We start from the raw sequence: 24979 nt of genomic DNA, 5'->3' as shown, positions 1-24979 counted from the left end.
AATCTCCTTATTTGTTCAATTCCTCAACGAGACGTGCTTCGTCCCAAATCTCTACTTTAAGCTCGCGCGCTTTATCGAGCTTTGAACCTGCTTCTTCACCTGCAATAAGCAAATCTGTTTTCTTGCTCACGCTGCCTGACAGCTTGCCTCCAAGCGCCTCAATTTGAGCGCTAGCCTCTTGACGAGTCATTTGTTCCAGCTTACCTGTCAAAACAATTTTCTTTCCTGCAAATGCATTTGCACCTTCTTCGATACGTACTCGTGTACCCGTATAAGTTAGATTGACGTTCGCTTCGTGCAAACGTTCCACCAATGCACGAACTTCTTCACTATCAAAATACATCACGATAGAATCCGCCATTTTTTCGCCAATTTCATGTATTTCGACTAGTTCTTCTTTTGTTGCTGCGATTAATTGTGCTAACGTTCCAAAATGTTCGGATAAAATACGCGCTCCTCTTTCGCCAACATGGCGGATACCCAGACCAAACAACAATTTCTCCATCGAATTGCTTCTAGAAGCCTCAATCGCTGCTACTAAGTTGGATGCAGACTTGTCACCCATGCGATCCAGTTCTAGCAATTGTTCTTTTGTTAGCTTGTAAATATCAGAAATGTCGTGAACCAAGCCTTCCCGGTACAATTGCTCAATCACTTTTTCACCAAGCCCGTCAATATTCATCGCGTTACGTGACACAAAGTGAATGAGTCCTTCTGTGATTTGTGCCGGACATTGCGGATTGACGCAGCGAAGCGCAACTTCTCCTTCGATGCGAACTAACTCGCTATCACATGCCGGACAATGAGTCGGCATTTCAAAAGGCAGTTCTTCTTCAGTTCGTTGATCAAGAATGACAGCTACGACTTCTGGAATAATGTCTCCCGCTTTTCGAATGATCACTTTATCGCCAATTCGAATATCTTTTTCTTTGATCAAATCTTCGTTGTGCAAAGAAGCACGTTGCACAGTCGTTCCTGCAACCGATACTGGATCTAATATCGCCGTTGGTGTCACAACTCCCGTTCGCCCAACACTCAATTCAATATCGCGTACAGTCGTCATTACTTCTTCTGCCGGAAATTTATAAGCTGTTGCCCATTTTGGACTTTTCGCTGTAAAGCCAAGTTCTTGCTGGTATAAAAATTGATTGACTTTAATGACGATGCCGTCAATTTCATAGGGCAAGTCATTTCGTTTGTCAGTCCACTTTTCAATATACGCCAATACTTCTTCAACAGTCGTACACACTCGGCGTTCTTTATTTGTTTTAAAGCCGAGACCTGCAAGATAATCAAGGGATTCATCGTGGTTTGATAAATTATATGTTTCCCCGTCGCCACCAATTCCATAAATAAAAACATCCAAATTTCGGCTCGCTGCAATTTTAGGATCCAATTGACGTAGCGATCCTGCCGCAGCGTTTCGTGGATTGGCGAATAGCTCTTCGCCTCGTTCACCACGCTCTTCGTTCAAGGCATGGAAGGATTTTTTGGGCATGAAGACTTCGCCGCGCACTTCAAGCGAGACGGCTTCTTTTAATTTGAGTGGGATAGTACGGATGGTTCGCAGATTAACTGTGATATCTTCACCAATGCGACCGTCTCCGCGTGTTGCTCCTTTGACGAATTTACCGTTTTCATACAACAGTGATACCGCAAGACCATCAATTTTCAGCTCGCAAACATACTCAATCTTATCACCTGCACCACTGCGTACTCGTTTATCAAATTCATGTAAATCCTTTTCGTCAAAAACATTAGATAAACTGAGCATTGGACGTTCATGCGTGACTTTATCGACAGTTGAAAGTGGTGCTCCGCCAACACGTTGAGTTGGTGAATCTGGGAAAACCAGATCAGGATAAAGCGTTTCTAAGTCGATTAATTCATTCAGTAATTGATCATATATTGCATCCGGAACGGCCGGTTTATCGAGTACATAATAAGCATGACCATAGTTCCGAAGCATTTCGTTTAATTCATTTACACGTTGTTCTGCTTTTAAGCGATCCATCTAGTTTCCTCCCGATTATACTTTTTCAATCGGCGCAAATTTCGCCAATAAACGTTTAATGCCGACAGGACTTGGAAAGGCAATATCAAGTTCGGTTTGTTCGCCTTCGCCTTTAACGCTAACGACCGTTCCGGTACCCCATTTTTTATGCGTTGCTTTATCGCCCGTTTTCCAACCCAACTTTTCACTGCCTGACTGATTATAGCTAGGACGCGTTACAGCGGGTCGTTTCGGTACTTGTCGATAACTGGTTGCAGCACCAGCACGATGGTGCGCTCGTGTTTGTTCAATCAGCTCTTCTGAAATCTCCGAAATAAACCGTGAAGGCATATTGAAATTACTTTTCCCAAACAATGTGCGTGAAGAAGCATGCGTCAAATACAATCGCTGTTCCGCACGCGTAATGCCTACGTAAGCAAGACGACGTTCTTCTTCTAATTCTTCGTCATCGTTATTTGATCGCGAATGCGGAAAGACGTTTTCTTCCAGTCCAATGATGAATACGACAGGAAACTCCAATCCTTTTGCTGCGTGCATCGTCATTAAAATAATCGGGCCGTCTGCATCTTCTTCGTCATCTAATGAATCGATATCCGAAATCAATGCTAAATCGGTTAAGAAAGCGACTAATGATTTGTCGTCACTTTGCTTTTCAAAAGCTTTCGTGACGGATAAAAACTCTTCCAAGTTTTCTAAACGGCTTTCGCCTTCTATGGTTTTATCGTTTTGCAACATTTGGCGGTAGCCCGATTTCTTCAGTATTTCTTCTACCAATTCCGTTACGGATAAATACTCTTGCATTTGCGTAAAACTATCGATCATCGCGCGGAATTCCAAAGCTGTCTGTGCCGTCTTCGGTGTTAACCCCATAAAGTCAGCTTCTTGCAATGCATCCATAATCGTACGATCTTGTTCAATCGCAAAACGTGCCATTTTCTCGAATGAAGTTGCCCCAATTCCACGCTTTGGCTCGTTGATGACACGAGCTAAAGACAAATCATCGTCGTTGTTGGCGATCAAGCGCAGATACGCCAGTAAATCTTTAATTTCTTTACGGTCGTAGAACTTTGTTCCGCCAACGATGGTATAAGACATATTCGATTTAACGAACATCTCCTCCATAATTCGTGACTGCGCATTCGTACGATACAAAATCGCAAAATCAGAAGTTTTGTATTGTTCTTCCTCCATTAACCGCTGGATCGTTTGAACAACAAATTGTGCTTCCTGTCGCTCATCTCCTGCTTTATGCAAAGTGATTGCTGGACCTTCGTCGTTATCAGTCCGCAATTCTTTCGGATAGCGGCTGGTGTTTTTTTGAATCACGTCATTAGCTGCCTGCAAAATACGCTTTGTCGAGCGATAATTTTGCTCAAGCATAATGACTTTCGCATTTGGATAATCTTTCTCAAACGACAAAATGTTCGTGATATCCGCTCCACGCCAGCGATAAATCGACTGATCTGAATCGCCAACCACACAAATATTTTTGAATTTGCTCGCTAATTTTTGAACCAGCTGATACTGGGCGTTGTTCGTGTCTTGGTATTCATCTACATGGATATAATGGAATTTATTTTGATAGTATTCCAATACTTCAGGAACGGTATTAAACAAATTCAACGTCGTCATAATCAAATCATCAAAATCCAGTGACTGATTTTTCTTCAAGCGTTTTTCATATGCTGTATAAACATCCGATACTGTTTTTTCGTACGGATTAAATTGATTCATGTCCGCTGCAAACTGCGATGCATCAATGCATTCGTTTTTTGAAGATGAAATCGCATTTAACATTGTTCGCGGTTCGTATTTTTTCGGATCTAAATTTTGTTGTTTTAAGACATTTTTAATAACAGTCAATTGGTCTGTCGTATCTAAAATCGAAAAACTTTTCGACATTCCTAACTTATCGATATCGCGTCTCAATATACGTACACACATTGAGTGGAACGTAGAAGCCCACATGCGTTGTCCGGTTCCATGCCCTAATAAGCCATCAATCCGGTTACGCATTTCACGCGCTGCTTTATTGGTAAACGTAATGGCTAAAATATTAGATGGATACACTTGCTTTTCTAGCACCAAATAAGCAATACGGTGCGTCAATACACGTGTTTTACCTGATCCCGCACCTGCCATGATTAGTAGAGGACCTTCTGTCGTTTTGACTGCTTCTGCTTGTTCCGGATTCATTCCGTTTAGTAAACTTTTTGTTATCAATTCCATTTCGCACCACCTCGAACATTTGTTCTTACTAGTATAACGATTCATCAGCCGTTTCCGCAACTGCCTCGACGGTTTCCATCGCTTTTTCGATACTTTCATATATGATGTTGCCGACAACAATGGTATCCGCAATTGCAGATGCTTTTTTTGCCATATTTGCTGAATCAATGCCCCCGCCATAAAACAAGCGGGTTTCACATAGAACACTTTTCACTTTTTCTGTTAACTCCATGTCACCAAACATACCGCTGTATTCCAAGTAAAAAATAGGCAAACGGAAAAAATGTTCAGCCATGCGCGCATATGCCAAAACATCTTCTGTCGTTAAATCTGTTTTTGCTCCGGTTAGTTTTGCTGCTTTACAGTCAGCGTTTAGAATACAGTAGCCTTCTGGAATCAGTTCATCCCAATCTAAAATTTCGCCATATTCACGAATTGCGCTATGATGAAGGCCTTTAATCCACAGTGGATTGTCGCTGTTTAAAACCGTTGGGATAAAATAATAATCAAAGCCAGGCGCCACAGCGGCAATTGCTGAAACTTCGAGCACGAGTGGCACATCGTAGCGCTGTACACGTTCTGTTAAGCAAAGGACATTGTCGAGTGTGACATGATCACTGCCACCAATCAAGATGGCATCAGTCCCGGATCTGCAAATTCGTTCCAAATGTTCATCTGTGATCTCTTTTGCCGGATCTAATTTAAAGACATGTTGCCATGTTTTGAAATCCACCATTTATCACCTAACTTTATCTCAGTTATCATCTATTTAGTATAACAAAAAAACCGAACAGAGTCGGCTCTCTGTTCAGTCTTTTGGAAGTTCAAATGGTTTTTCATCTGGATACAGACGTTCCAACATTCCATCATAAGCGTCATTGCCGTAGTTCAAGCAACGGCGCACACGAGAAATTGTTGCAGTACTCGCGCCTGTTTCGTTCTTTATTTTTTCATATGTTTTTTTCATGCGCAGCATATGTGCTACTTCCAAACGCTGGGACATCGATTGGATTTCACTAATTGTGCATAAATCATCAAAAAAGCGATAAGCCTCTTCTTTATCTTTTAAAGCCAAAACAGCTTCAATCAACTGATCTGTCTGATGGCCTCTTATTTTGTCGACTTGCATGCAGCTTCAACATCCTTTCCTTGCTCTGATCATCAATGCGTATAGCTGACAGTTTGCTCTATTCCTGGGGCAGTCGGAACGATATGAATCCACGTTTTTCCTGGCACTAGTTTTACCGGCTCTCCATTTGCAGTTGGCACGAGCATTCCATCAAGTGAACTCCACTCTATTTCACGAACGCCTCCTGCTTGGAAAAGTAAAGCCGCTCCACCATTCGTCAAATCAATGGATTGGCGCCCTTTCGAATCGATCGTTTGGTGAGGCGCTTCAAACACTAAAATATTTGAAACTTCGACAATTTCTGATGTTTCTTTATCGGTCGTTAGTTTGCCACCGGAAGACCGGCTATACAAATGCGTTTCTCTATCATAGGCATAGTCACTAAAAAACAGCTCATTTGTTCCATACTCCACACTTACCGAAAGAGCCTGTTCCTCTAGTTTAGCATTTTCGAACGAGTCATAGAAATAATAAAGCGATTTCCCACTGTATTCCGTAGAAGCTTGCGTAATCTTCATGGCTCTTGAAACATTTTCCATTGAGATATAGGAGTTGTGAGGCGCCACTCGGTCAGATGATCGCTGAAATAAAGTTCCGTCATGTTGGATACCATTGACATGATCAACCACTCCAGATTCTAGCAGTACTTTGGCATCTGGACTATAGCCGTGAGCTACAAAAAAGCCATCGTATGCCGCGGCCAGTTGGACAAAATATTCCCGTGCACTACGAATTGGCCCCAGTGTTTCTGGAAAATCACTTTGATAAAGCGCAACAAACCGCGTGATATCATATTCGGCAATCATTTCAAAGACCATGTCTGCATTTGTCAGCCCCGTCTGCGGGCGGGCATCTGGATGATTATTAATGACCGCCATGACAGTTCGGCGATTTGTTGGTGGCACTGCCCGTTCTCCCGTGAACGGAGCAGTCGTTAAAACCTGGTCCCCCACTGGCTCTTCAGTGGGATCCTTTTTCATAATCAGCCAAAAGCCTGTAGTAAATGCTACTAGTACTCCGAGGACTAGCAACGTAAAAACCCAATTTTTCATATCGCTTACCTCATAAATGATGGAAACAAGATTTTTTTATTCATGACATCGTAAATGCCCTTTTGCGTAATCCGTACATATGGTAAATGAGTTGCCTGCAAAAACAATAACGTATAAACCGCATCACCATGCTTATAACCACGTTCGTTTAATGACTTTTTTAATGCTTTCTCTTGATCAATCAACTCTTCCATTGGCAGATTTGACATCACACCGCCATAAGGCAGCGGCAGAGATTCGATAATTTCGCCGTTTTCGGTCAGAATAATACCACCTTTAATGCGCTTTAATTCGTTAAACGCAAGCCACATATCTTCGCGATTTTTTCCGATCAGAATAATATCACCTGTACTGGTATACGAAGAAGCGAAGCCGTCCAAGCCCGGTGCAAAACCTTTAATCAACGTATTCACACGCCATTGTCCTTTTTTATCGATAAGCATCAAAAAGCTTTCATCATGCGATTTTGATAAGTTGGCGTCATGTGTATCAACACTGACCGTATAAGGTTTCGTAATGACATCATTAATCATTTCAATTCCAAAAGGCATCGAAAATTGGAAATCACCTTCAGTTAGTTCATAGTCAAGATCAAGGTCAGGCAAAATCGACCAATCGATATTCGACAAAGATTGAACTTTTTTTCCATCTTTTTTCAGCCATACGCCTTTTGAGATAACCCCAGATGGCACCGGATTATCCATGCTATCGAGAATATTCAAATTGGCGTAACGCCCTGTTGCGATTAAACCATGCAAGCTTGTTACATTGTAGTAGCGTGCCACGTTATAAGACGCCATCATATACGCATCAATCGGTGGCACACCGGCCTCAAGTGCAATTTTAATGCACAAATCCATAACCCCGTCTACATGAAAGGCTGGAGTTGAGCCATCAGTCGTCATCATTAACTTGTCAAAAACGTTTAACTCTCGCTCGACAATTCCTTTTAAAAGATTTGGCAGATCAGGTCGAATCGAAGAATGCCGAAGTGTAACGCCATAGCCATGAAGCAAACGCATCTCGACTTCATCTACCGTCATCGCCTCATGATCTCCATCAGCTCCAAGCAGCCTCATCCGCGCCAGAGTCTTTTCCGAAGCACCTGGGAAATGACCTTCGATTTTTTTCAAGCCCATTTTGGCTTTTTGAATCCAATACAACATCTGATCATCGCCTGCCATTAGTTTTGGCCAACCCGTCAGTTCCCCACCAAGTAATACATCTTGGCGATCTAACCATTCGCCCACTGATGTGGAAGTAAATAACTGATCTTCATTATTCAATTCTGTCTGCGAATCAAAACGTGTCCACCAATAAAAGCTAAATGGCAATTTCGCTAATTGATCTAGCAATGAAAACGCTTTCTTGTTTTCTAGCGCTAAAAAGAAGGTTAAGTTGTCCGAAAGGAACATTGTCGTTCCTCCTTGAGCCGCATAATCTGCAAAGCTTTGTGGATTATACAATTGTGAAGGATGAACGTGAGGTTCTATGTATCCTGGAACGATAAGTTTATCCGTCATATCAACCACTTCAGTAGCATCGTCAATTTTCGGCATTTCTTTCCCAGCATAAACAATACGATCTCCAGAAATCCATATAGTACCTGTTACCCATTTCTTAAAAATCCCGTGAAGGTACGTTGCATTTATCAAAACGAGATCCGGCGCGATTTCTTTTGTAACAATCTTCAACTGATTTCGAATCTCTGTGTTCTTCCATAACGGATTTACCATTTGCCGGCACCTACTTTCTAATAGTTCAATACTTAATATCGTAGCATAATTATACAATGAAATACAGTTATTCCCTGTAAAAACAAGCATGTTTTAAGTTACTCAGGACACAAAAAATCCACGCATAGCGCGTGGATTTTTTATCAGCTACTGATTATTGATTGGATCGCTAAAAGGTTTTAAAACGTCTTTTTTCTCTTCTTCTTGGAAAGTCAAAACATCCGTAACAGAATCATATGATTCTCCGTAAAATTGTTCATCTTTATACGTATGGATGTCTTCGTACATTTTTTGCATGCCTTCGAAAATCTGTTCTTCTGTTTCACCGCTTGGCGTCCAGTACAAAATTTCCATGGAATTTTCTTCACCTGTTGCTAATGAACGACGGCAATAGCCAATAGATGACGCATGTTCAAATCCTTCGCGCGCATAAAATCGCAGACGTTTCTCCGTGTCAGTATCTTCGTAATTGACTGGCTCAACTTCAAGAATGATGGGTTTTTTCTTGTCTTTCAACATCTGCAAAGTCTTTCTGCCAAGACCCATTCCACGGGATTCTTTTGACACAAACAAGTAGTCTACAAATGTGAAATGCGGGAACTCTGCATACATTAAGACATGATAAGGACCCTCATCTTTGTAGTAGACGCTCCCTTTTTCTTTTAATAATGCATCCATATGCTCTTTCGACTTCATTTCTTCAACTGGAAAATACTGATTTAATTTTTCATACCAATTCATAGTTTGTCTCCCTTCAATTTTTAAATGCCCTGCTAATTTTGTTTCTGGGGTCTTCATAGGTTTGTCATTCTGGAGTTTATATAGAGGTAAAAGTGGGCTGTTGAAAATCCTCAACTTTAGAATCATTGCCTATTGGGCAGACAATAAAACAAAAATGACACATCTTCTTGTCGAATTTGTGTCATCAACCAGTATAGCATATATGTATATAAACTTCAATTTAGCAGCTTTTTCTCTTGAATATTAGATGATCCAATTAGACATTAATAGCCAGTAAAATTACTACTGGCCATTAATGTGAGATAAAATTATTTTGCACGCCATCCAATGTCTGTCCGGTAGAAAAAGCCGTTCCACTCTACACTGTTCAACTGTTCATAAACTTTTCTCTGAGCGTCTTGAATAGAAGAACCATTTGCTGAAACGAGCAGCACACGTCCTCCGTTTCCAACGTACTTGCCAGATGACAGCTTAGTTCCCGCGTGAGTTACTTCCACTCCAGTGAGTTTCGTCAAGTCTGGTAAGCATGCACCTTTTTTAACAGTCTCTGGATAATTATCAGCTGCAACAACAACACCAAGTACGGCTTGTTCGTCCCACTCTAGTTCAGCCGGTTGACCTTTTAAAATGGCATCCATGAATAGCCCGAAATCTGACTTCATGCGTGGTAAGACAACTTGCGTTTCCGGATCGCCAAAACGCGCATTAAATTCAATCACTTTTGGACCTTTTTTCGTTAAAATAACACCTGTATAAAGGATGCCATTAAACGGTGTTTCTTCAGACGCCATCGCTTTAACTGCAGGTTCTACAATTTCAGTATAGGTTTGATCCACAATTGCTTGTGAAATTTGTGGAACAGGTGAATAGGCGCCCATTCCCCCTGTGTTTGGTCCACGATCTCCATCGTAAGCTCGTTTATGATCTTGCGAAATGACCATTGGATAAATTTGACCGCTATGAACGAAAGACATAAACGAAAATTCTTCACCGTCTAAAAACTCTTCAATAACCACTTTTGAGCCAGAGTCTCCGAACTTTTGCCCTTCTAACATGTCATTAATGGCAAAAACAGCTTCCTCTTCCGTCATTGCCACAACGACACCTTTCCCAGCCGCAAGTCCATCCGCTTTAATGACAATCGGAGCACCGTGGTGACGAACAAATTCAATAGCTGATGCAGTTTCTGTAAAAGTCTCATAGCCAGCAGTTGGAATTCCGTATTTTTTCATCAATTCTTTTGCAAAAGCTTTGCTGCCTTCAATTTGCGCAGCCACTTTAGACGGACCAAAAATGCGCAATCCTTTGGCTTCAAAAAAGTCGACGATTCCTTCTGATAAAGGCTGTTCAGGCCCGACAAAACTAAAATCGACTTGCTGCTCTTTTGCAAATTCTGCAAGACCTGCAAAATCCATTTCATCAATAGCAAGGACTTCAGCATCTTCCCGCATTCCATCATTGCCTGGAGCTGCATAAACTTTAGTGACCGAAGCAGATTTCGAGAACTGACGGACGATGGCGTGTTCTCGCCCACCTCTTCCAATGACCAATACCTTCATACTTGTTTCACCCCGATTAATGTTTGAAATGACGGACGCCCGTAAAGACCATAGCAATTCCGTATTCGTTCGCTTTATCGATCGACTCTTGATCTTTTTTCGAACCACCTGGTTGAATAATCGCTTTTATGCCTGCTTTTGCAGCTGCTTCTACTGTATCATTCATCGGGAAGAACGCATCTGATGCCATAACTGCACCTTCTGCAGCACTGCCTGCTTGGTCTAACGCAATTTTAGCAGAACCAACACGGTTCATTTGACCTGCACCAATTCCTAAAGTCATTTCCGAATTACATACAACAATGGCATTGGATTTTACGTGTTTTACAACATTCCAGCCCAGTTTCAACGCTTCAAGCTCTGCTGCTGTCGGTTGACGATCTGTAGCAACTTGAATAGCCGCATCGTCATAGCCAAAAACATCTGGTTGTTGAATTAATAATCCACCTTCTACTGTTACCGTGTTCCATTTGTCGCTAATTTTACTATCGAATGGAATCGTTAATAGACGGATATTTTTCTTTTGGGTCAGCAATTCAATTGCTTCATCAGAAAATGATGGTGCAATAATAATCTCTAAGAAAATCGTCGCTAATTGTTTGGCTGTATCCGCATCTACTTCACGATTTAAAGCAACAATTCCACCAAAAATTGACGTTGAATCTGCTTCATAAGCTTTACCAAAGGCATCCGCGATTGTTTTACCTGTACCAACACCACATGGATTCATGTGTTTGACAGCAACTGCTGCTGGCATTTTGAATTCTTTAATCATTTGAAGAGCAGCATTGGCATCTTGAATATTGTTGTACGATAATTCCTTGCCATGTACTTGATGTGCGTTGGCAATTGAGAAACTTGAGCCAAGCGGACTACGGTAAAAAGCAGCTTTTTGATGAGGATTTTCACCGTAACGAAGCGTTTGAGACAATTCGTACGTAAGCGTCAATTGATCCGGATATTCTTCACCTGTCAAGTCAGTCAAATAATTAGAGATGTATGAATCGTAAGCCGCTGTATGGCGGAAGACTTTTGCTGCTAAACGTCGTCTCGTTTCAGGAGTTGTAGATTGTTTGTTTTGTAATTCCGTCAATACTTCAGCGTAATCAGCCGCATCGACAATGACTGTAACGTATGCGTGATTTTTTGCAGCAGAACGCAACATGGTTGGACCGCCAATATCGATGTTTTCAATCGCATCATCAACTGTCACGTCTGGTTTTACGATGGTTTCACGGAACGGGTATAAATTAACGCAGACAATATCAATCGGCGAAATGCCGTTTTCAGCCATTTGACTTTGATGTTCTGCATCATCATGTTTGGCTAATAGTCCACCGTGTACAAGCGGATGCAAGGTTTTTACACGTCCACCTAAAATTTCTGGAAATTTCGTAACTTCGTCTACGGCTGTAATCGCAACGCCGTTTTCTTCAAGAAATTTTTTAGTGCCGCCTGTCGATAACAGTTCATAGCCCATTTTTTCCAATTCCTGTGCAAATTCCAAAATCCCTGATTTATCCGATACGCTGAGTAATGCTCTTTTTTTCACAAATAGTCCTCCTATAGATTAAGACCGACAGTTTACCGGTCGAATAATTGCTGCAATGTTGCAGGATATAATTCATGTTCAATCTGATGGATCTGTTGCTCGACTTTTTCACGTCCACGACCTAATACCGGGAATGATTGTTGTGCAATAATGTGACCTGTATCCATTCCAGCGTCTACATAATGTACAGTGACACCTGCATTTATTGCTTCTGCGGCGAGTGTTTGACCAATCGCGTCTTTACCTGGAAACGCTGGCAAAACAGAAGGATGAATATTCACAATGCGATTTTCATATGCTTCAAGTAAAACCGGACCTATCAAACGCATATAGCCTGCAAGGACCACCCATTCCACTCCAAGTGCTTGCAATTTTCCCTTCAACATCTCTTCGTAAGATTGTTTTGAATCGTATTCAGAAGGAATAAAGGAAAAAGAGGCTACGCCTGCTTTTTTCGCACGTTCTAATACAAATGCTTTTGGCTTATCGGTTACAACAAGCATGAGTTCAGCCTCTAAATTACCAGCCGCAATTGCGTCTGCAATGGCTTGAAAATTAGAGCCATTGCCAGATGCAAAAACAGCAATCTTTGTTTTAGTTTTCATCTAATGTGCCATCCTGTTGACCTTGGAATTGAACACCCTGCGAGCTTGAAACACGGCCAATTTGAAAAGCTTGTTCACCATTCGCTTTAGCGATTTCCAACACTTTTTCTGCATCTTCAGGTGCTACAGCTAGAACAAAACCAATTCCCATGTTGAAAACTGAGTACAAGTCGCGGTCTGCCAACTCGCCTTTTTCTTTCAGCAACTTGAAAATATCAAGTACTGGCCAGCTGCCAAGAGAAATTTCCGCGCCTAAGCCTTCTGGCATCATCCGTGGAATGTTCTCGATAAATCCGCCACCTGTCACATGTGCCATACCGTGAATTTCAATCTCCTTGCCAATCGCAGCTACTGCTTTTGCGTAAATTTTTGTAGGAGTTAACAACGCTTCACCAATTGGTCCAAGCGCTTCATAACCTTCAACTTGTTGATCTAGTGTAAATTGATTTTGTTCAAAGACGATTTGACGCACAAGTGAATAACCGTTTGAATGAATGCCGCTAGATGCAAGTCCGATTAACACATCTCCTGCTGCGATTTTTTCGCCAGTTACGATTTTGGATTTCTCCGCAGCTCCAACCGCAAATCCAGCAATATCGTATTCATCTTCTTCATAAAGTCCTGGCATTTCTGCCGTTTCTCCGCCAATAAGTGCCGCACCTGATTGCACACAGCCATCTGCTACACCTTTAACGATTTGTTCGATTTTCTCAGGAATTGCTTTACCTACTGCAATATAATCTAAGAAAAACAAAGGCTCTGCACCTTGTGCAACGATGTCATTGACACACATTGCTACGCAATCGATGCCGATTGTATCGTGACGATCTGCCATGAACGCAAGCTTTAATTTTGTACCAACGCCATCTGTTCCAGACACAAGAACCGGTTCTTTCAAATTCAACTCAGACAAATCGAACATGCCACCAAATCCACCAAACGCACCGAGCATTCCTTTACGCGCTGTACGTTCTACATGCGATTTCATGCGATTTACTGCTTCATAGCCAGCTTCGATATTAACGCCTGCTTTTTCATATGCTTTTGACACACCGGTTCCCCCTTATTTCACTTTTTCTTTTTCGTGCGGTAATACTGTATCGGGATAAATATTGGTCGGGTATTCTCCTGTAAAACAAGCTAAGCAATGTCCACATTTTGATCCGGGATCTGTACGTCCAATATTTTGAACCATACCGTCAACTGATAAGAATGTTAACGAATCTGCACCAATAATTTCACGCATTTCTTCTATTGTATTGTTAGCAGCGATGAGCTCACCTGCTGTACTAATATCAATACCATAAAAACATGGATTTTTGATTGGAGGTGAACTAATGACCACATGTACTTCTGTCGCACCTGCTTCTTTTAGTAAGTTGACAATGCGTCGTGACGTTGTACCACGAACAATTGAATCGTCCACCATAATCACACGTTTGCCTTTCACAACTTGACGCACTGGCGAAAGTTTCATCTTGACCCCTTGTTCGCGCAAATCTTGTGAAGGTTGGATAAACGTACGTCCGACATAACGGTTTTTAATCATGCCGAGCTCATATGGTATGCCGCTTTGTTCCGAGTAGCCAATTGCAGCTGAAATACTCGAATCCGGAACACCTGTGACAACGTCCGCTTCAATTTGTACTTCTTTTGCTAATTGCACGCCTAGACGTTTTCTCGCAGCGTGAACGTTGATACCATCGATATCCGAGTCTGGACGAGAAAAGTATACATATTCCATCGTACATATTGAACGCTCTTCTGGATAAGCAAAGCGTTCTGCACGCATGCCGTCTTTCGTAATGATTAAAAATTCGCCCGGCTCAACTGATCGAACAAATTCTGCTCCCACAATATCAAACGCACACGTTTCAGAAGCCGTCACCCACGCATCGCCCAATTTACCAAGTGATAATGGACGCAAACCATTCGGGTCTAGCGCAATATACATCGCTTCTTCCGTCAAAATCACACATGCAAAAGCACCTTTTAATAACGATAATGCATTTTTTGCTTTTTCTTCAAACGTCGCATAGCCACTTCGTTTAATCAGGTGAGCCAATACTTCTGTATCTGAAGTTGTTTGGAAGATACTTCCTTGACGCTCTAAATGCCCTTTTAATTGTGTGGCATTAACTAAATTTCCGTTATGTGAAATTGCCAAGCTACCGGTAGTTGAATTAAAGAGGAGAGGCTGAACATTTTCAATGCCGCTGCCCCCTGCTGTTGCATAGCGAACATGCCCTATTGCGGCATGTCCTGCTATTTTCTCTATTTTTTCAGGCGTGAACACTTCACTGACCATACCTTCACCTTTTAACGGACGTAGGCCTTCTCCATCAGTTGAAACAATTCCAGCGCCTTCTTGACCGCGGTGTTGTAAAGCGTGCAATCCGTAATACGTCAATTGCGTCGCATTCGGATGTCCCCATATTCCAAAGACACCACATTCTTCATTTAAGCTTCTGATTTCAGCAAGCATGGGATAGCTCCTTTCCAAGCTGAGCGAAGCGTTGCGACGGATTCGTCGATCCAAGTCGTACCGTCTTCACCGTTAATTACAAATTTGTCTCCCGTGACTTGGCCGACTTTCTTAGCATCTGTTACGACTTTCTCGAATTGCTCTGCGTTTTCTGGGCTAACTGTTACCACAAAGCGTGATTGCGATTCGCTGAACAAAGCAGTTGTTGGGGATCCAGACAACGTGACTTCCATGCCTAATCCGTTACCAAAGGTTTTTTCAGCCAATGCGACAGCCACGCCACCTTCAGCAACGTCATGTGCAGATGCAACGAGTCCTTGTTGAATCGCCGATAAAATTTCTTGTTGGCGTTTTGCTTCGACTGTTAAATCGATCGCTGGTGCTTTACCGAAAATACGTCCCTCGACCATCTTCTGTAATTCACTTCCGCCAAATTCTGTAAAGCTTTCACCAATCAAGTAAACAAAGTCGCCTTGTGTTTTAACGTCTTGCGTTGTTACATGTGCAAGGTCTTCAACAAGTCCGACCATACCGATTGTTGGTGTTGGATAAATAGCCGTTCCGTTTGTTTCATTGTATAACGAGACGTTTCCGCCGATAACTGGAGAATCTAAGATGGTACATGCTTCAGACATACCGTCTGCTGCTTTTTCTAACTGCCAGAAGATTTCTGGTTTTTCTGGATTCCCAAAGTTTAAGCAATCCGTGATGGCAAGTGGTTTCGCACCTGATACGACAACATTACGTGCTGCTTCTGCTACCGCAATTTTACCGCCCACTTCTGGATCTAGATAAATATAGCGCGAGTTACAATCCGTCGTCATGGCTAAACCTTTGTTTGTTCCGCGAACGCGTACAACTGCCGCATCCGACCCTGGGCTTACCACAGTGCTTGTACGCACTTGGTGGTCGTATTGATCATAAACCCACTCTTTAGAAGCAATCGTCGGTTGTTTTAATAAAGCTGTTAAGGTTTCATTGAAATCCGTTACTTTTGGCTCTACGTTGTCCATTTGTTGGAACTCTGTAAAGTACGCAGGTACAGCTGAAGGCTTATGGTAAACCGGCGCATCTTCTGCAAGTGCGTCAACAGGAACTTCTGCAACAATTTCACCTTTATGTTTTAAACGCAATGTCGAATCATCTGTTACCGTACCAACTGTCACGGCATCTAACCCGTATTTCTCGAACAACTCAACGATTTCAGGCTCACGACCTGCTTTAACCACGATTAACATCCGTTCTTGAGATTCAGAAAGCATCATTTCGTATGCTGTCATCCCTGTTTCACGCTGTGGAATGTGATCCAAATCCATTTCAATACCAGATCCGGCTTTAGAAGCCATTTCGGCCGAAGAAGAAGTCAGTCCAGCAGCACCCATATCTTGAATCCCGATTAATGCATCTGACTTGATTAGTTCTAAACAAGCTTCAAGTAACAGTTTCTCCATAAACGGGTCACCCACTTGTACTGCAGGACGGTTTTTATCTGAGCCGTCTGTTAGTTCTTCAGAAGCAAAAGTGGCTCCGTGAATGCCGTCGCGTCCTGTTTTAGCGCCAACGTACATGACCGGGTTACCTGTACCTTTTGCAATTCCTTTTTGAATGTCTTCATGATTAATCAATCCGACACACATCGCGTTCACTAATGGATTGCCATCGTAACATTCATCAAATTGAATTTCTCCGCCCACTGTTGGGATTCCGATACAGTTTCCGTATCCCGCAATTCCCGCAACAACTTCTTCAAACAAGTATTTTACTCGCGGCGTTGTTAATTCACCAAAGCGTAATGAGTTAAGTAAGGCAATTGGACGTGCGCCCATTGAAAAAACGTCACGAATAATGCCGCCAACTCCAGTAGCCGCTCCTTGATAAGGTTCAATAGCCGATGGGTGGTTATGCGATTCCATTTTGAAAACGACCGCTTGTCCGTCACCGATGTCGACAATCCCAGCACCTTCACCAGGTCCTTGAAGAACACGTTCACCTTTAGTCGGGAATTTCGCAAGAACGGGTTTCGAGTTTTTATACGAACAATGCTCAGACCACATAACTGAAAACAAACCTGTTTCCGTGTAGTTTGGCAATCTTCCTAAAATCGTTTCAACCATTTCAAATTCCGCGTCCGATAAGCCCATTTGTTGATATACTTTTTGTTCTTTTATTTGAGCAGCATTTGGTTCAAGCATGACTGACATGTGATTCCCTCCACTGTTTAACGATTGATCTAAATAAAGCCAAGCCATCTTTGCCGCCGATTAACTCTGATACTGCACGTTCAGGATGCGGCATCATGCCTAGCACGTTTCCGCGTTCGTTGATGATTCCTGCAATGTTGTTTCGACTGCCGTTAAAATCATCTGCATACGTAAAGACGATCTGATTGTTTTCTTTAAGGTGATTGTATGTCGCATCATCGCAATAATAATTGCCTTCTCCGTGAGCGATTGGAATTTGGATTTCTTCACCTTGTTCGTATTCATTTGTGAACAAGGTATTGTTGTTTTCTACTTTCAATCCAACAGTACGGCACATGAACTTCAAGTTTTTATTTCGTAAAAGAACGCCTGGCAAAAGGCCCGCTTCCGTTAAGATTTGGAAACCATTACAGATTCCAAGAACCGGCTTGCCTGCTTCAGCTGCTTTTCTTACTTCATCCATGACTCCAGAGAATTGAGCGATCGCGCCGCAGCGCAAGTAATCGCCGTATGAAAATCCGCCTGGTAGTAAAATCCCGTCATAGCTGCTCAAATCTTTTGAGTCATGCCATACGTATTCTGCTTCTTCACCTAATTCATCTTTGACCGCATGGTACATATCCAAATCACAATTCGAGCCTGGGAAAACAATTACTGCGAATTTCATTGCGAGACAACCTCCTCAATTTCATAACGGTAATCTTCAATTACAGTGTTTGCTAAAAGTCGATGACATAATTCATTTACTAAAGAATCTACATTGCGTTCGCTGTCTTCAATAACCAATTCTAGGTATTTGCCAATTCGTACATCTGCCACTTCATCATAGCCCATTTTATGAAGAGAGCCCATAACTGCAGAACCTTGTGGGTCCAATACACTTTCACGTAATGTTACGTATACTTTTACTTTTTTCATGAGTGTTGTCCTCCTAGACGAGTTAAAATGAGTTCGTACGCTTCTGTCAAATTCCCGAGATTGCGGCGGAATACGTCTTTATCAAGCTTTTGTTTTGTTTTCATATCCCAAAGCCGGCAAGTGTCCGGCGAAATTTCATCTGCCAATAAGATTTGACCATTTTCATCTCGGCCAAATTCAATTTTAAAATCAACAAGATCTACGCCAATTTCTTTAAAAAAGCCGATTAACACTCCATTAATTTCGCGTGCCTTTTGCTTGAGCACTGCCACTTCCTCTGCAGTTGCCAGCTTTAGCATATCAACATGATCATCTGTAATTAGTGGATCGCCCAATTCATCATCTTTCAAATAGAACTCCACAACCGGACGGCTAATGGCCACGCCTTCTTCAATGCCAAGACGTTTGGCCATGCTGCCCGCTGTGATGTTCCGGACCACTACTTCCAATGGAATGATGCTTACACTTTGCACCAATTGTTCGTGATCAGACAATTGCTTAACGAAATGAGACGCAATGCCTGCTTCCTGCAATTTTGTGAAAATCAGTGACGTGATTTTATTGTTCAAAATGCCTTTCCCGGTAATTTCTTCTTTTTTCTCACCGTTGAAAGCCGTTGCTGAATCTTTATATTCCACCCACAAAATTCCCTGTTCATCCGTTGCATACAGACGTTTTGCTTTTCCTTCGTACAATAGCTGACCTTTTTCCATTTTCAGAAGCCCCCGTTTAGTTTAATCCAAGTCGGTTGAAAATCATGTCTACTTGTTGCAAGTGGTGATTGTAATCAAAGCAATCATCCAACTCTTCTTTAGATAGTTTAGCTGTAATCGTGTCATTTGCTTCCACAATTTTGCGGAAATGCGTTTGGTTTTCCCAAGCTTCCATCGCACATGGCTGAACGGTATCGTAAGCTGCCTCGCGAGCCATCCCTTTATCGATCAATGCCAACAACACACGCTGTGAATAAATCAATCCGAGTGTTGAATCCATATTGCGTTTCATGTTTTCAGGGAACACCGTTAAGTTTTTCACGATATTACCGAAACGATTTAACATGTAGTTAAGCGCAATCGTTGCATCTGGTAAAATCACACGCTCTGCTGATGAATGCGAAATGTCGCGTTCGTGCCATAAAGATACGTTTTCGTAAGCTGTTAGCATGTATCCACGGATTAAACGTGCAAGACCCGTCATGTTTTCAGAACCAATTGGGTTGCGTTTATGCGGCATTGCAGAAGAACCTTTTTGACCTTTTGCGAAAAACTCTTCTACTTCGCGTGTTTCCGATTTTTGCAATCCGCGAATTTCTGTCGCAAATTTCTCAACAGATGAACCAATCAATGCGAGTACACTTAAATACTGTGCGTGACGATCGCGTTGCAATGTTTGTGTGGAAATAGGTGATGCTGCAAGACCTAACTCTTTGCAAACATATGCTTCAACAAATGGATCAATATTAGCGTACGTTCCAACTGCACCAGACATTTTGCCTGTTTCAATTGAAGCTGCTGCCGCTTCGAAACGTTCTAAGTTACGTTTCATTTCTTCGTGCCATAATGCAAGTTTCAAACCGAAAGTTGTTGGTTCTGCATGCACACCATGTGTACGGCCCATCATGACCGTCATTTTATGTTCTTTTGCTTTATTCGCAAGAATTCCGATAAAGTTTGTTAAGTCTTTACGGATAATGACGTTTGCTTGTTTTAACAAGTAAGACAATGCGGTATCAACAACGTCTGTTGAAGTTAAGCCGTAATGAACCCATTTGCGTTCTTCGCCAAGCGTTTCGGATACTGCTCTTGTGAAAGCAACTACATCATGACGTGTTTCTTCTTCAATTTCCAAAATGCGATCTACTGAAAAAGAAGCGTCTTTACGAATTTTGGCTACGTCTTCTTTTGGAATATCTCCAATTTCAGCCCAAGCCTCACATGCTAGGATTTCTACTTCTAGCCATGCATTGTACTTGTTTTCTTCTGTCCAAATTGCGCCCATTTCGGGTCTTGTGTAACGTGCGATCATAAATTAGTTCCTCCAATTATTCTGGCCAAATGCCAGATCTATCTATTTCACCTAAAGTTGCCTCTAAGTCTTCCGTTAATATCGTAACATGTCCCATCTTCCGTTTCTGCTTTGCTTCGTCTTTTCCATACAAATGAATCGACCAATTTGGAAATTGTGCTATTTTTGAAGCAAGTGGCGCGACATGCTCACCTAACACGTTGACCATTACTGCTTGAGACCAAAGGATTGGCTGTCTTAGTGGCCAGCCACAAATGGCACGGATATGTTGATGGAACTGCGATATGTTTGTCGCTTCGATTGAATAATGACCTGAATTATGAGGACGTGGCGCCAATTCATTGACGATAATGCCACCGTCTTCTAACACGAACATTTCAACGGCTAATGTGCCTACCATATTGAGATGAGTCGCAATTTTCTCAGCTGCTTTTTTCGCCTCATCTATTGTCTTTTTATCGATTCTTGCTGGAACAATCGTCTCATGCAAAATATGGTCTTTATGAATATTTTCACCAATCGGCAAAATAGCTGTTTCACCGTGTACGTTGCGTTGAATAATAACGGAAATTTCTTTTGTAAATTCTACAAAAGCTTCAGCAACACATTCGCCATTTGTGAATAATCTTTTGGCTAAAGAAAGTTCTTCTATAGAAGAAACAGTTTGTTGCCCCTTGCCGTCATACCCACCTCGTGCTGTTTTCACAACGAATGGAAATGACAATTGACTACTTTTTTCTTTTAACTCTTCAAACGTAGAAGCTGTAACATAATCTGCCACGACAGCACCAGCTTCAGAAATCGCTTGTTTTTCAACAATTCGATTTTGTGTCACACGAATCAATTCAGAACCTTGCGGCACATAAGCGATTTCTGCTAATTTTGATAGCCCTTCTACATCTATATTTTCAAACTCATAAGTAATGACGTCACTCACTTCAGCTAACTCTTCTAACGCATGCTGATCATTAAACGGTGCAACAATTTGGATATCCGCAACTTGACCTGTTGGTGAATCCATAGCTGGATCGAGAACAGCAATTTTAAATCCTGCTTCTTTTGCAGCAAGCGCCATCATGCGTCCTAATTGACCGCCGCCGATAATGCCAATCGTTTGTCCAGGTAATATGGTTTTTGTCATACCAAATCCCCCGAACTTTCTAGAACTGCTGCTGTGATGCGATCTCTTCTTTCCTGCAATGCTTGTGCTGCCTGCTCATCTACCGTCCCCAGTATTTGCGCTGCTAGTAACCCCGCATTTACAGCTCCAGCTTTGCCGATAGCGACAGTCGCCACTGGAACTCCGCCAGGCATCTGAACGATTGATAATAAGGAATCTAAGCCGTTTAACGCTTTTGATTGAACAGGTACACCGATAACTGGTAAAGTTGTTTTGGCTGCTACCATACCTGGCAAATGAGCAGCACCGCCTGCCCCTGCAATAATCACGTGCAATCCACGTTCACGTGCTTGTTCTGCATAGCTAAACATTAAATCCGGTGTCCGGTGTGCTGAAACCACTTTCTTCTCGTAGCTTAACCCCAGTTCATCTAATACATCACACGCATGCTTCATTGTTTCCCAATCACTCGTACTTCCCATAATGACGCCAATTCGCGGATTCATCGATTGCACTCTCCTTTTAAAAAATAAAAAGTCCTTAAGTAAACTGCTCACATTACGTGAAAAGCAGTTTACTTAAGGACTGTAAATGATACGAATTTTAAATGATGGCATAAAGAAGCACATCCTTCGCTTTACGACCAATAAGTTGCTTTCCCGCATAGTCCGGACATTTACGGTGTCCTGGTAGAGACGCAGAAGCCAATTCTTCTGCATATATGGGGTATCCTCACTTATCATAACAAGACGACGAAACTACGTCAATGATAAAGTCGAACAATAAGTTATACAATTATTTAATCGTTCGTCTTTATAAGGTCTGACTTATCTTTATTCTAGTTTATCTCCTTTAAACTTGACGATTTGCCTAATAGGTACTGGTTGGCCATTTACTTCCTGAAACAGAGGCTCCTCTTTTCGTCCAACTGCTGCGTAGCCTTCCGCTTTCATCCGATCCAGACATTCCGAAATAGATTCATGTTCTTCAACTTCAAACCACACTGTATTCTTACTCATTTAAATAAGTTACCCCTTTTCACTGACTTTACCCAAAATCCGCCATGAATTGTTTTAGGTTCATACGCAATAATAAAAGCTTTTGGATCGAGTTCTTGAATCGCTTTGTATAGCTTTAGTTCCATTTTTCGCGGAGTTAAAATTTGCATCGATTGCCGATCCCCGTCACGCCCATTGGTATTCCAATCCGTGACACCGTAGCCTTTTTCGCGAAGTTGCTTAGGCAAATACTCTCCGGCTTCACTCGTAATAACGTTTACCGTAATATAACCAAGAGCCATTTTTTCCTCGATTTTAGAACCGATAACAACCCCTGATCCATAACCTAATGCATAAGCAACCAAGTTTTGAATTTGATCAAGATTATCAAGAACCAATCCAAGTCCTACTATGTATATAACAACCTCTACCATACTAACGGCTGCTGCTAAATAGCGATAGCCTTTTAACGTCATAATCATTCGCAATGTGAAAAAAGTTACATACACAATATTGATCGAAAAAATTATTAGCACCATAATCCATGGGTTTATATCCAATCTCTACACCCCTCTGATTTTCATTAACAATTAATTTTCATACTATGTTAAAAATCTTAAGAATGCAAGAGAGAAAAGCCTTGTGTATTAAGTGTTTGTCTAATGCTTCATATTTTTCTACTCCAAACGTTAGCACATCAAATTGGCTATAGCGAGTAACTATCAATTGGCTCTTTGTAGAGATAATAGAATTTTTATAAAATTAGTTAGGTAACGTGGCGGTAGTCGGTACTAATAGTGTGTCTTCGACTAACTACTTACTTTATTCTAAAAAATCCTTGAAAGTCAATTTCTAAAGAAACTCTAAAGAGTTTCAGGCTGTCGAGAAACCCTCTCGACAGTCTTTTTTTGTTTATTTCGATACTTTTTTGATGTAAACTGAAAGAAAAAAGAAGGAGCGAAGTCCCATGATTGGTCCCGTCAAAAATCACCGTCATGAACAGGTCACCGTCTCAATTGATGAACTCGTGCCACACGACCATTTTCTTCGTACCGTTGATGCCCTCATTGATTTTTCTTTTATTGAACGGATTGCTTCGCCTTATTATTGTCCGGATAACGGCCGTCCCGCCATTCCGCCCATTACCTTATTCAAAATGATTTTCATCGGCTATTTTTATGGCGTTCGTTCAGAACGCCAACTGGAAAAAGAGATTCGGGATAACATCGCTTACCGATGGTTTTTGGGCTATTCCCTCGTCGACCGGATTCCAGATCACTCCACCATCAGTTTCAATCGGAAGGGCCGATTTGAAGACACGTCGGTCTTTGAAGAAATTTTCGACGAAACGGTTCGTCAGGCAAAAGCCCACGGCATGGTGAGTGGCCGCGTGCTTCTATCCGATTCCACGCATATCAAAGCGAATGCGAATAAGAACAAGTTTATCCGAAAAGCAAAGGCGGAAAAAGTGGTGAGCTACCTGGGGGAATTGGAAGAAGCGGTCGTAGCTGACCGGGAGGCCCATGGAAAAAAGCGCTGAAGCCGAAGGTGATTCGGCCCGTTGCCAAAACCAAACCGGCGATGACCCGCGAAAGCGTGACCGATCCAGATAGTGGGTTCCTCATGCGAAACCAGAAACCTCAAGGTTTTTTCTATCTCGACCACCGAACGGTGGATGCCAAATACAATTTCATCACGGATACGTACATCACGGCCGGCAATATGCACGACGCCGTTCCTTATTTGGACCGGCTCGCTGTACAAAAGAAGAAGTTTGCTTTTCCGGTGGAAGCCGTCGCCTTGGATGCCGGCTATTTTACCGGCCACATCTGTAAAACGTTAAACGAAGCCGGAACATTTGTGGTCATGGGCTACCGCCGTTTCAAAGGCGGTAACCCGAAAGTGCCGAAACGGTTATTTACGTATGTCCCTTCACTGGATGCGTATGCTTGCCCCATGGGCTGCAAGTTGTCCTACGCCACCACAGATCGAGAGGGATATCGGCAGTACAAAAGCCGGCCGGAGGATTGTGAACATTGTCCACTGCGCTCGGATTGTTTTTCCGCGAAAAGCAAGCAGCGCTCGATTTTCCGGCACATCTGGGAAGACGAAAAAGAAAAGGTGCGCGCCAACAAGCGCACCCCCAGCGGAAAAAAGCTATACAAGTTACGAAGCCAGACCATCGAACGGAGTTTCGCCGATGCGAAAGAACTCCATAGTTTCCGTTACGCAAGGCGACGAGGGCGCAAGTCTGTCCAAGAACAGGCTTATCTGACAGCCGCAGTGCAAAACATCAAAAAAATGACCCTTCTGCTTAGCAGAAGGGTCTAAAAACTTCACGTTCTTTTGTTTCTTGACCAATCCACTGAGAAGATAATCGATAAAACCTTAGTTTCTCAACAGGCTGAAACTCTAAAGAGTTTGATTTCCTGATTTAGTTGCTCGAAGTCTTTTAAATAAACTAACAGGTAAACAATCACTTTGATTTCGATTTACCGACGTTAGACCTAACTCTTTATATGCGATACCCAAACACCAATTCTTCGGTAAGCTTTACTACCTGTACAACACAAAATAACAATGCATAGAACTATGGCAAGTTACTATAGATAGAT

The 24979-nt window shown here is 42.1% G+C and carries 22 protein-coding genes and 1 riboswitch; of the genes, 1 reads left to right on the top strand and 21 read right to left on the bottom strand.

Annotated elements, in window-relative coordinates; translation table 11 throughout:
- Nucleotides 1–7: 7 nt before the first annotated feature.
- The 21 genes from ligA to AJGP001_RS04560 all read right to left on the bottom strand — a co-directional run bounded on the left by ligA (nt 8) and on the right by AJGP001_RS04560 (nt 22903).
- Nucleotides 8–2014 (bottom strand): NAD-dependent DNA ligase LigA, encoded by a 2007-nt coding sequence (gene ligA / locus AJGP001_RS04660; RefSeq protein WP_071153256.1) that lies wholly within the window; start codon nt 2012–2014, stop codon nt 8–10.
- A gap of 15 nt (nt 2015–2029) precedes the next feature.
- Nucleotides 2030–4243 (bottom strand): DNA helicase PcrA, encoded by a 2214-nt coding sequence (pcrA, locus tag AJGP001_RS04655; protein WP_058386049.1) that lies wholly within the window; start codon nt 4241–4243, stop codon nt 2030–2032.
- A gap of 28 nt (nt 4244–4271) precedes the next feature.
- Nucleotides 4272–4976 (bottom strand): heptaprenylglyceryl phosphate synthase, encoded by a 705-nt coding sequence (pcrB, locus tag AJGP001_RS04650; RefSeq protein ID WP_071153255.1) that lies wholly within the window; start codon nt 4974–4976, stop codon nt 4272–4274.
- 75 nt (nt 4977–5051) lie between these two features.
- A complete protein-coding gene (locus AJGP001_RS04645) occupies nt 5052–5372 on the bottom strand; it encodes a YerC/YecD family TrpR-related protein (RefSeq protein ID WP_008432175.1) in 321 nt (106 codons plus the stop codon).
- 32 nt (nt 5373–5404) lie between these two features.
- The gene (locus AJGP001_RS04640) at nt 5405–6424 is read right to left on the bottom strand and encodes a DUF3048 domain-containing protein (RefSeq protein WP_071153254.1); all 1020 of its coding nucleotides are present in this window, start codon (nt 6422–6424) and stop codon (nt 5405–5407) included.
- A gap of 5 nt (nt 6425–6429) precedes the next feature.
- Nucleotides 6430–8160 (bottom strand): adenine deaminase C-terminal domain-containing protein, encoded by a 1731-nt coding sequence (locus tag AJGP001_RS04635; RefSeq protein WP_071153253.1) that lies wholly within the window; start codon nt 8158–8160, stop codon nt 6430–6432.
- Between the two features lie 147 nt (nt 8161–8307).
- Nucleotides 8308–8901: a GNAT family N-acetyltransferase gene (locus tag AJGP001_RS04630; RefSeq protein ID WP_058386944.1), complete on the bottom strand. Its 594-nt coding sequence runs from the start codon at nt 8899–8901 to the stop codon at nt 8308–8310.
- 308 nt (nt 8902–9209) lie between these two features.
- The gene (gene purD / locus AJGP001_RS04625; protein ID WP_071153252.1) at nt 9210–10460 is read right to left on the bottom strand and encodes a phosphoribosylamine--glycine ligase; all 1251 of its coding nucleotides are present in this window, start codon (nt 10458–10460) and stop codon (nt 9210–9212) included.
- Nucleotides 10461–10476: 16 nt separating this feature from the next.
- Complete coding sequence (gene purH / locus AJGP001_RS04620) at nt 10477–12012, bottom strand: bifunctional phosphoribosylaminoimidazolecarboxamide formyltransferase/IMP cyclohydrolase (protein ID WP_071153251.1); 1536 nt, start codon at nt 12010–12012, stop codon at nt 10477–10479.
- A 32-nt stretch (nt 12013–12044) separates the two neighbouring features.
- Nucleotides 12045–12617: a phosphoribosylglycinamide formyltransferase gene (gene purN, locus AJGP001_RS04615; RefSeq protein ID WP_071153250.1), complete on the bottom strand. Its 573-nt coding sequence runs from the start codon at nt 12615–12617 to the stop codon at nt 12045–12047.
- A complete protein-coding gene (purM, locus tag AJGP001_RS04610) occupies nt 12607–13668 on the bottom strand; it encodes a phosphoribosylformylglycinamidine cyclo-ligase (protein WP_071153249.1) in 1062 nt (353 codons plus the stop codon). The genes purN and purM overlap by 11 nt, the downstream gene beginning before the upstream one ends.
- 12 nt (nt 13669–13680) lie before the next feature.
- Nucleotides 13681–15102, bottom strand: coding sequence for an amidophosphoribosyltransferase (purF, locus tag AJGP001_RS04605; protein ID WP_038705370.1), 1422 nt, complete (start codon nt 15100–15102; stop codon nt 13681–13683).
- The gene (gene purL / locus AJGP001_RS04600; protein WP_071153248.1) at nt 15078–17303 is read right to left on the bottom strand and encodes a phosphoribosylformylglycinamidine synthase subunit PurL; all 2226 of its coding nucleotides are present in this window, start codon (nt 17301–17303) and stop codon (nt 15078–15080) included. Before purL ends, purF begins: the two co-directional genes overlap by 25 nt.
- The gene (gene purQ, locus AJGP001_RS04595) at nt 17287–17970 is read right to left on the bottom strand and encodes a phosphoribosylformylglycinamidine synthase subunit PurQ (protein ID WP_049695147.1); all 684 of its coding nucleotides are present in this window, start codon (nt 17968–17970) and stop codon (nt 17287–17289) included. The genes purL and purQ overlap by 17 nt, the downstream gene beginning before the upstream one ends.
- Nucleotides 17967–18221 (bottom strand): phosphoribosylformylglycinamidine synthase subunit PurS, encoded by a 255-nt coding sequence (gene purS / locus AJGP001_RS04590; RefSeq protein ID WP_058386059.1) that lies wholly within the window; start codon nt 18219–18221, stop codon nt 17967–17969. The genes purQ and purS overlap by 4 nt, the downstream gene beginning before the upstream one ends.
- Nucleotides 18218–18934, bottom strand: coding sequence for a phosphoribosylaminoimidazolesuccinocarboxamide synthase (gene purC / locus AJGP001_RS04585; protein ID WP_071153247.1), 717 nt, complete (start codon nt 18932–18934; stop codon nt 18218–18220). Before purC ends, purS begins: the two co-directional genes overlap by 4 nt.
- A gap of 16 nt (nt 18935–18950) precedes the next feature.
- A complete protein-coding gene (purB, locus tag AJGP001_RS04580) occupies nt 18951–20246 on the bottom strand; it encodes an adenylosuccinate lyase (protein WP_071153246.1) in 1296 nt (431 codons plus the stop codon).
- Nucleotides 20247–20262: 16 nt separating this feature from the next.
- Complete coding sequence (gene purK, locus AJGP001_RS04575) at nt 20263–21387, bottom strand: 5-(carboxyamino)imidazole ribonucleotide synthase (protein WP_071153245.1); 1125 nt, start codon at nt 21385–21387, stop codon at nt 20263–20265.
- Nucleotides 21384–21872, bottom strand: coding sequence for a 5-(carboxyamino)imidazole ribonucleotide mutase (purE, locus tag AJGP001_RS04570; protein ID WP_078080209.1), 489 nt, complete (start codon nt 21870–21872; stop codon nt 21384–21386). The genes purK and purE overlap by 4 nt, the downstream gene beginning before the upstream one ends.
- A gap of 138 nt (nt 21873–22010) precedes the next feature.
- Nucleotides 22011–22111, bottom strand: a riboswitch (purine riboswitch).
- Between the two features lie 88 nt (nt 22112–22199).
- The gene (locus tag AJGP001_RS04565) at nt 22200–22385 is read right to left on the bottom strand and encodes an NETI motif-containing protein (protein WP_058386064.1); all 186 of its coding nucleotides are present in this window, start codon (nt 22383–22385) and stop codon (nt 22200–22202) included.
- Nucleotides 22382–22903 (bottom strand): DUF2179 domain-containing protein, encoded by a 522-nt coding sequence (locus AJGP001_RS04560; RefSeq protein ID WP_058386945.1) that lies wholly within the window; start codon nt 22901–22903, stop codon nt 22382–22384. The genes AJGP001_RS04565 and AJGP001_RS04560 overlap by 4 nt, the downstream gene beginning before the upstream one ends.
- A gap of 428 nt (nt 22904–23331) precedes the next feature.
- Here AJGP001_RS04560 and AJGP001_RS04555 point away from each other — a divergent pair.
- Nucleotides 23332–24695 (top strand): IS1182 family transposase gene (locus AJGP001_RS04555; protein ID WP_425439663.1). Its coding sequence is split into 2 segments (ribosomal slippage): nt 23332–23901 and nt 23904–24695, totalling 1362 coding nucleotides; the frame shifts between segments, so codons are not numbered across the junction.
- Nucleotides 24696–24979 lie beyond the last annotated feature (284 nt).

The organism is Planococcus faecalis (assembly GCF_002009235.1).
GTDB lineage: Bacteria > Bacillota > Bacilli > Bacillales_A > Planococcaceae > Planococcus > Planococcus kocurii.
This window is presented reverse-complemented; position numbering and strand designations above follow the sequence as displayed.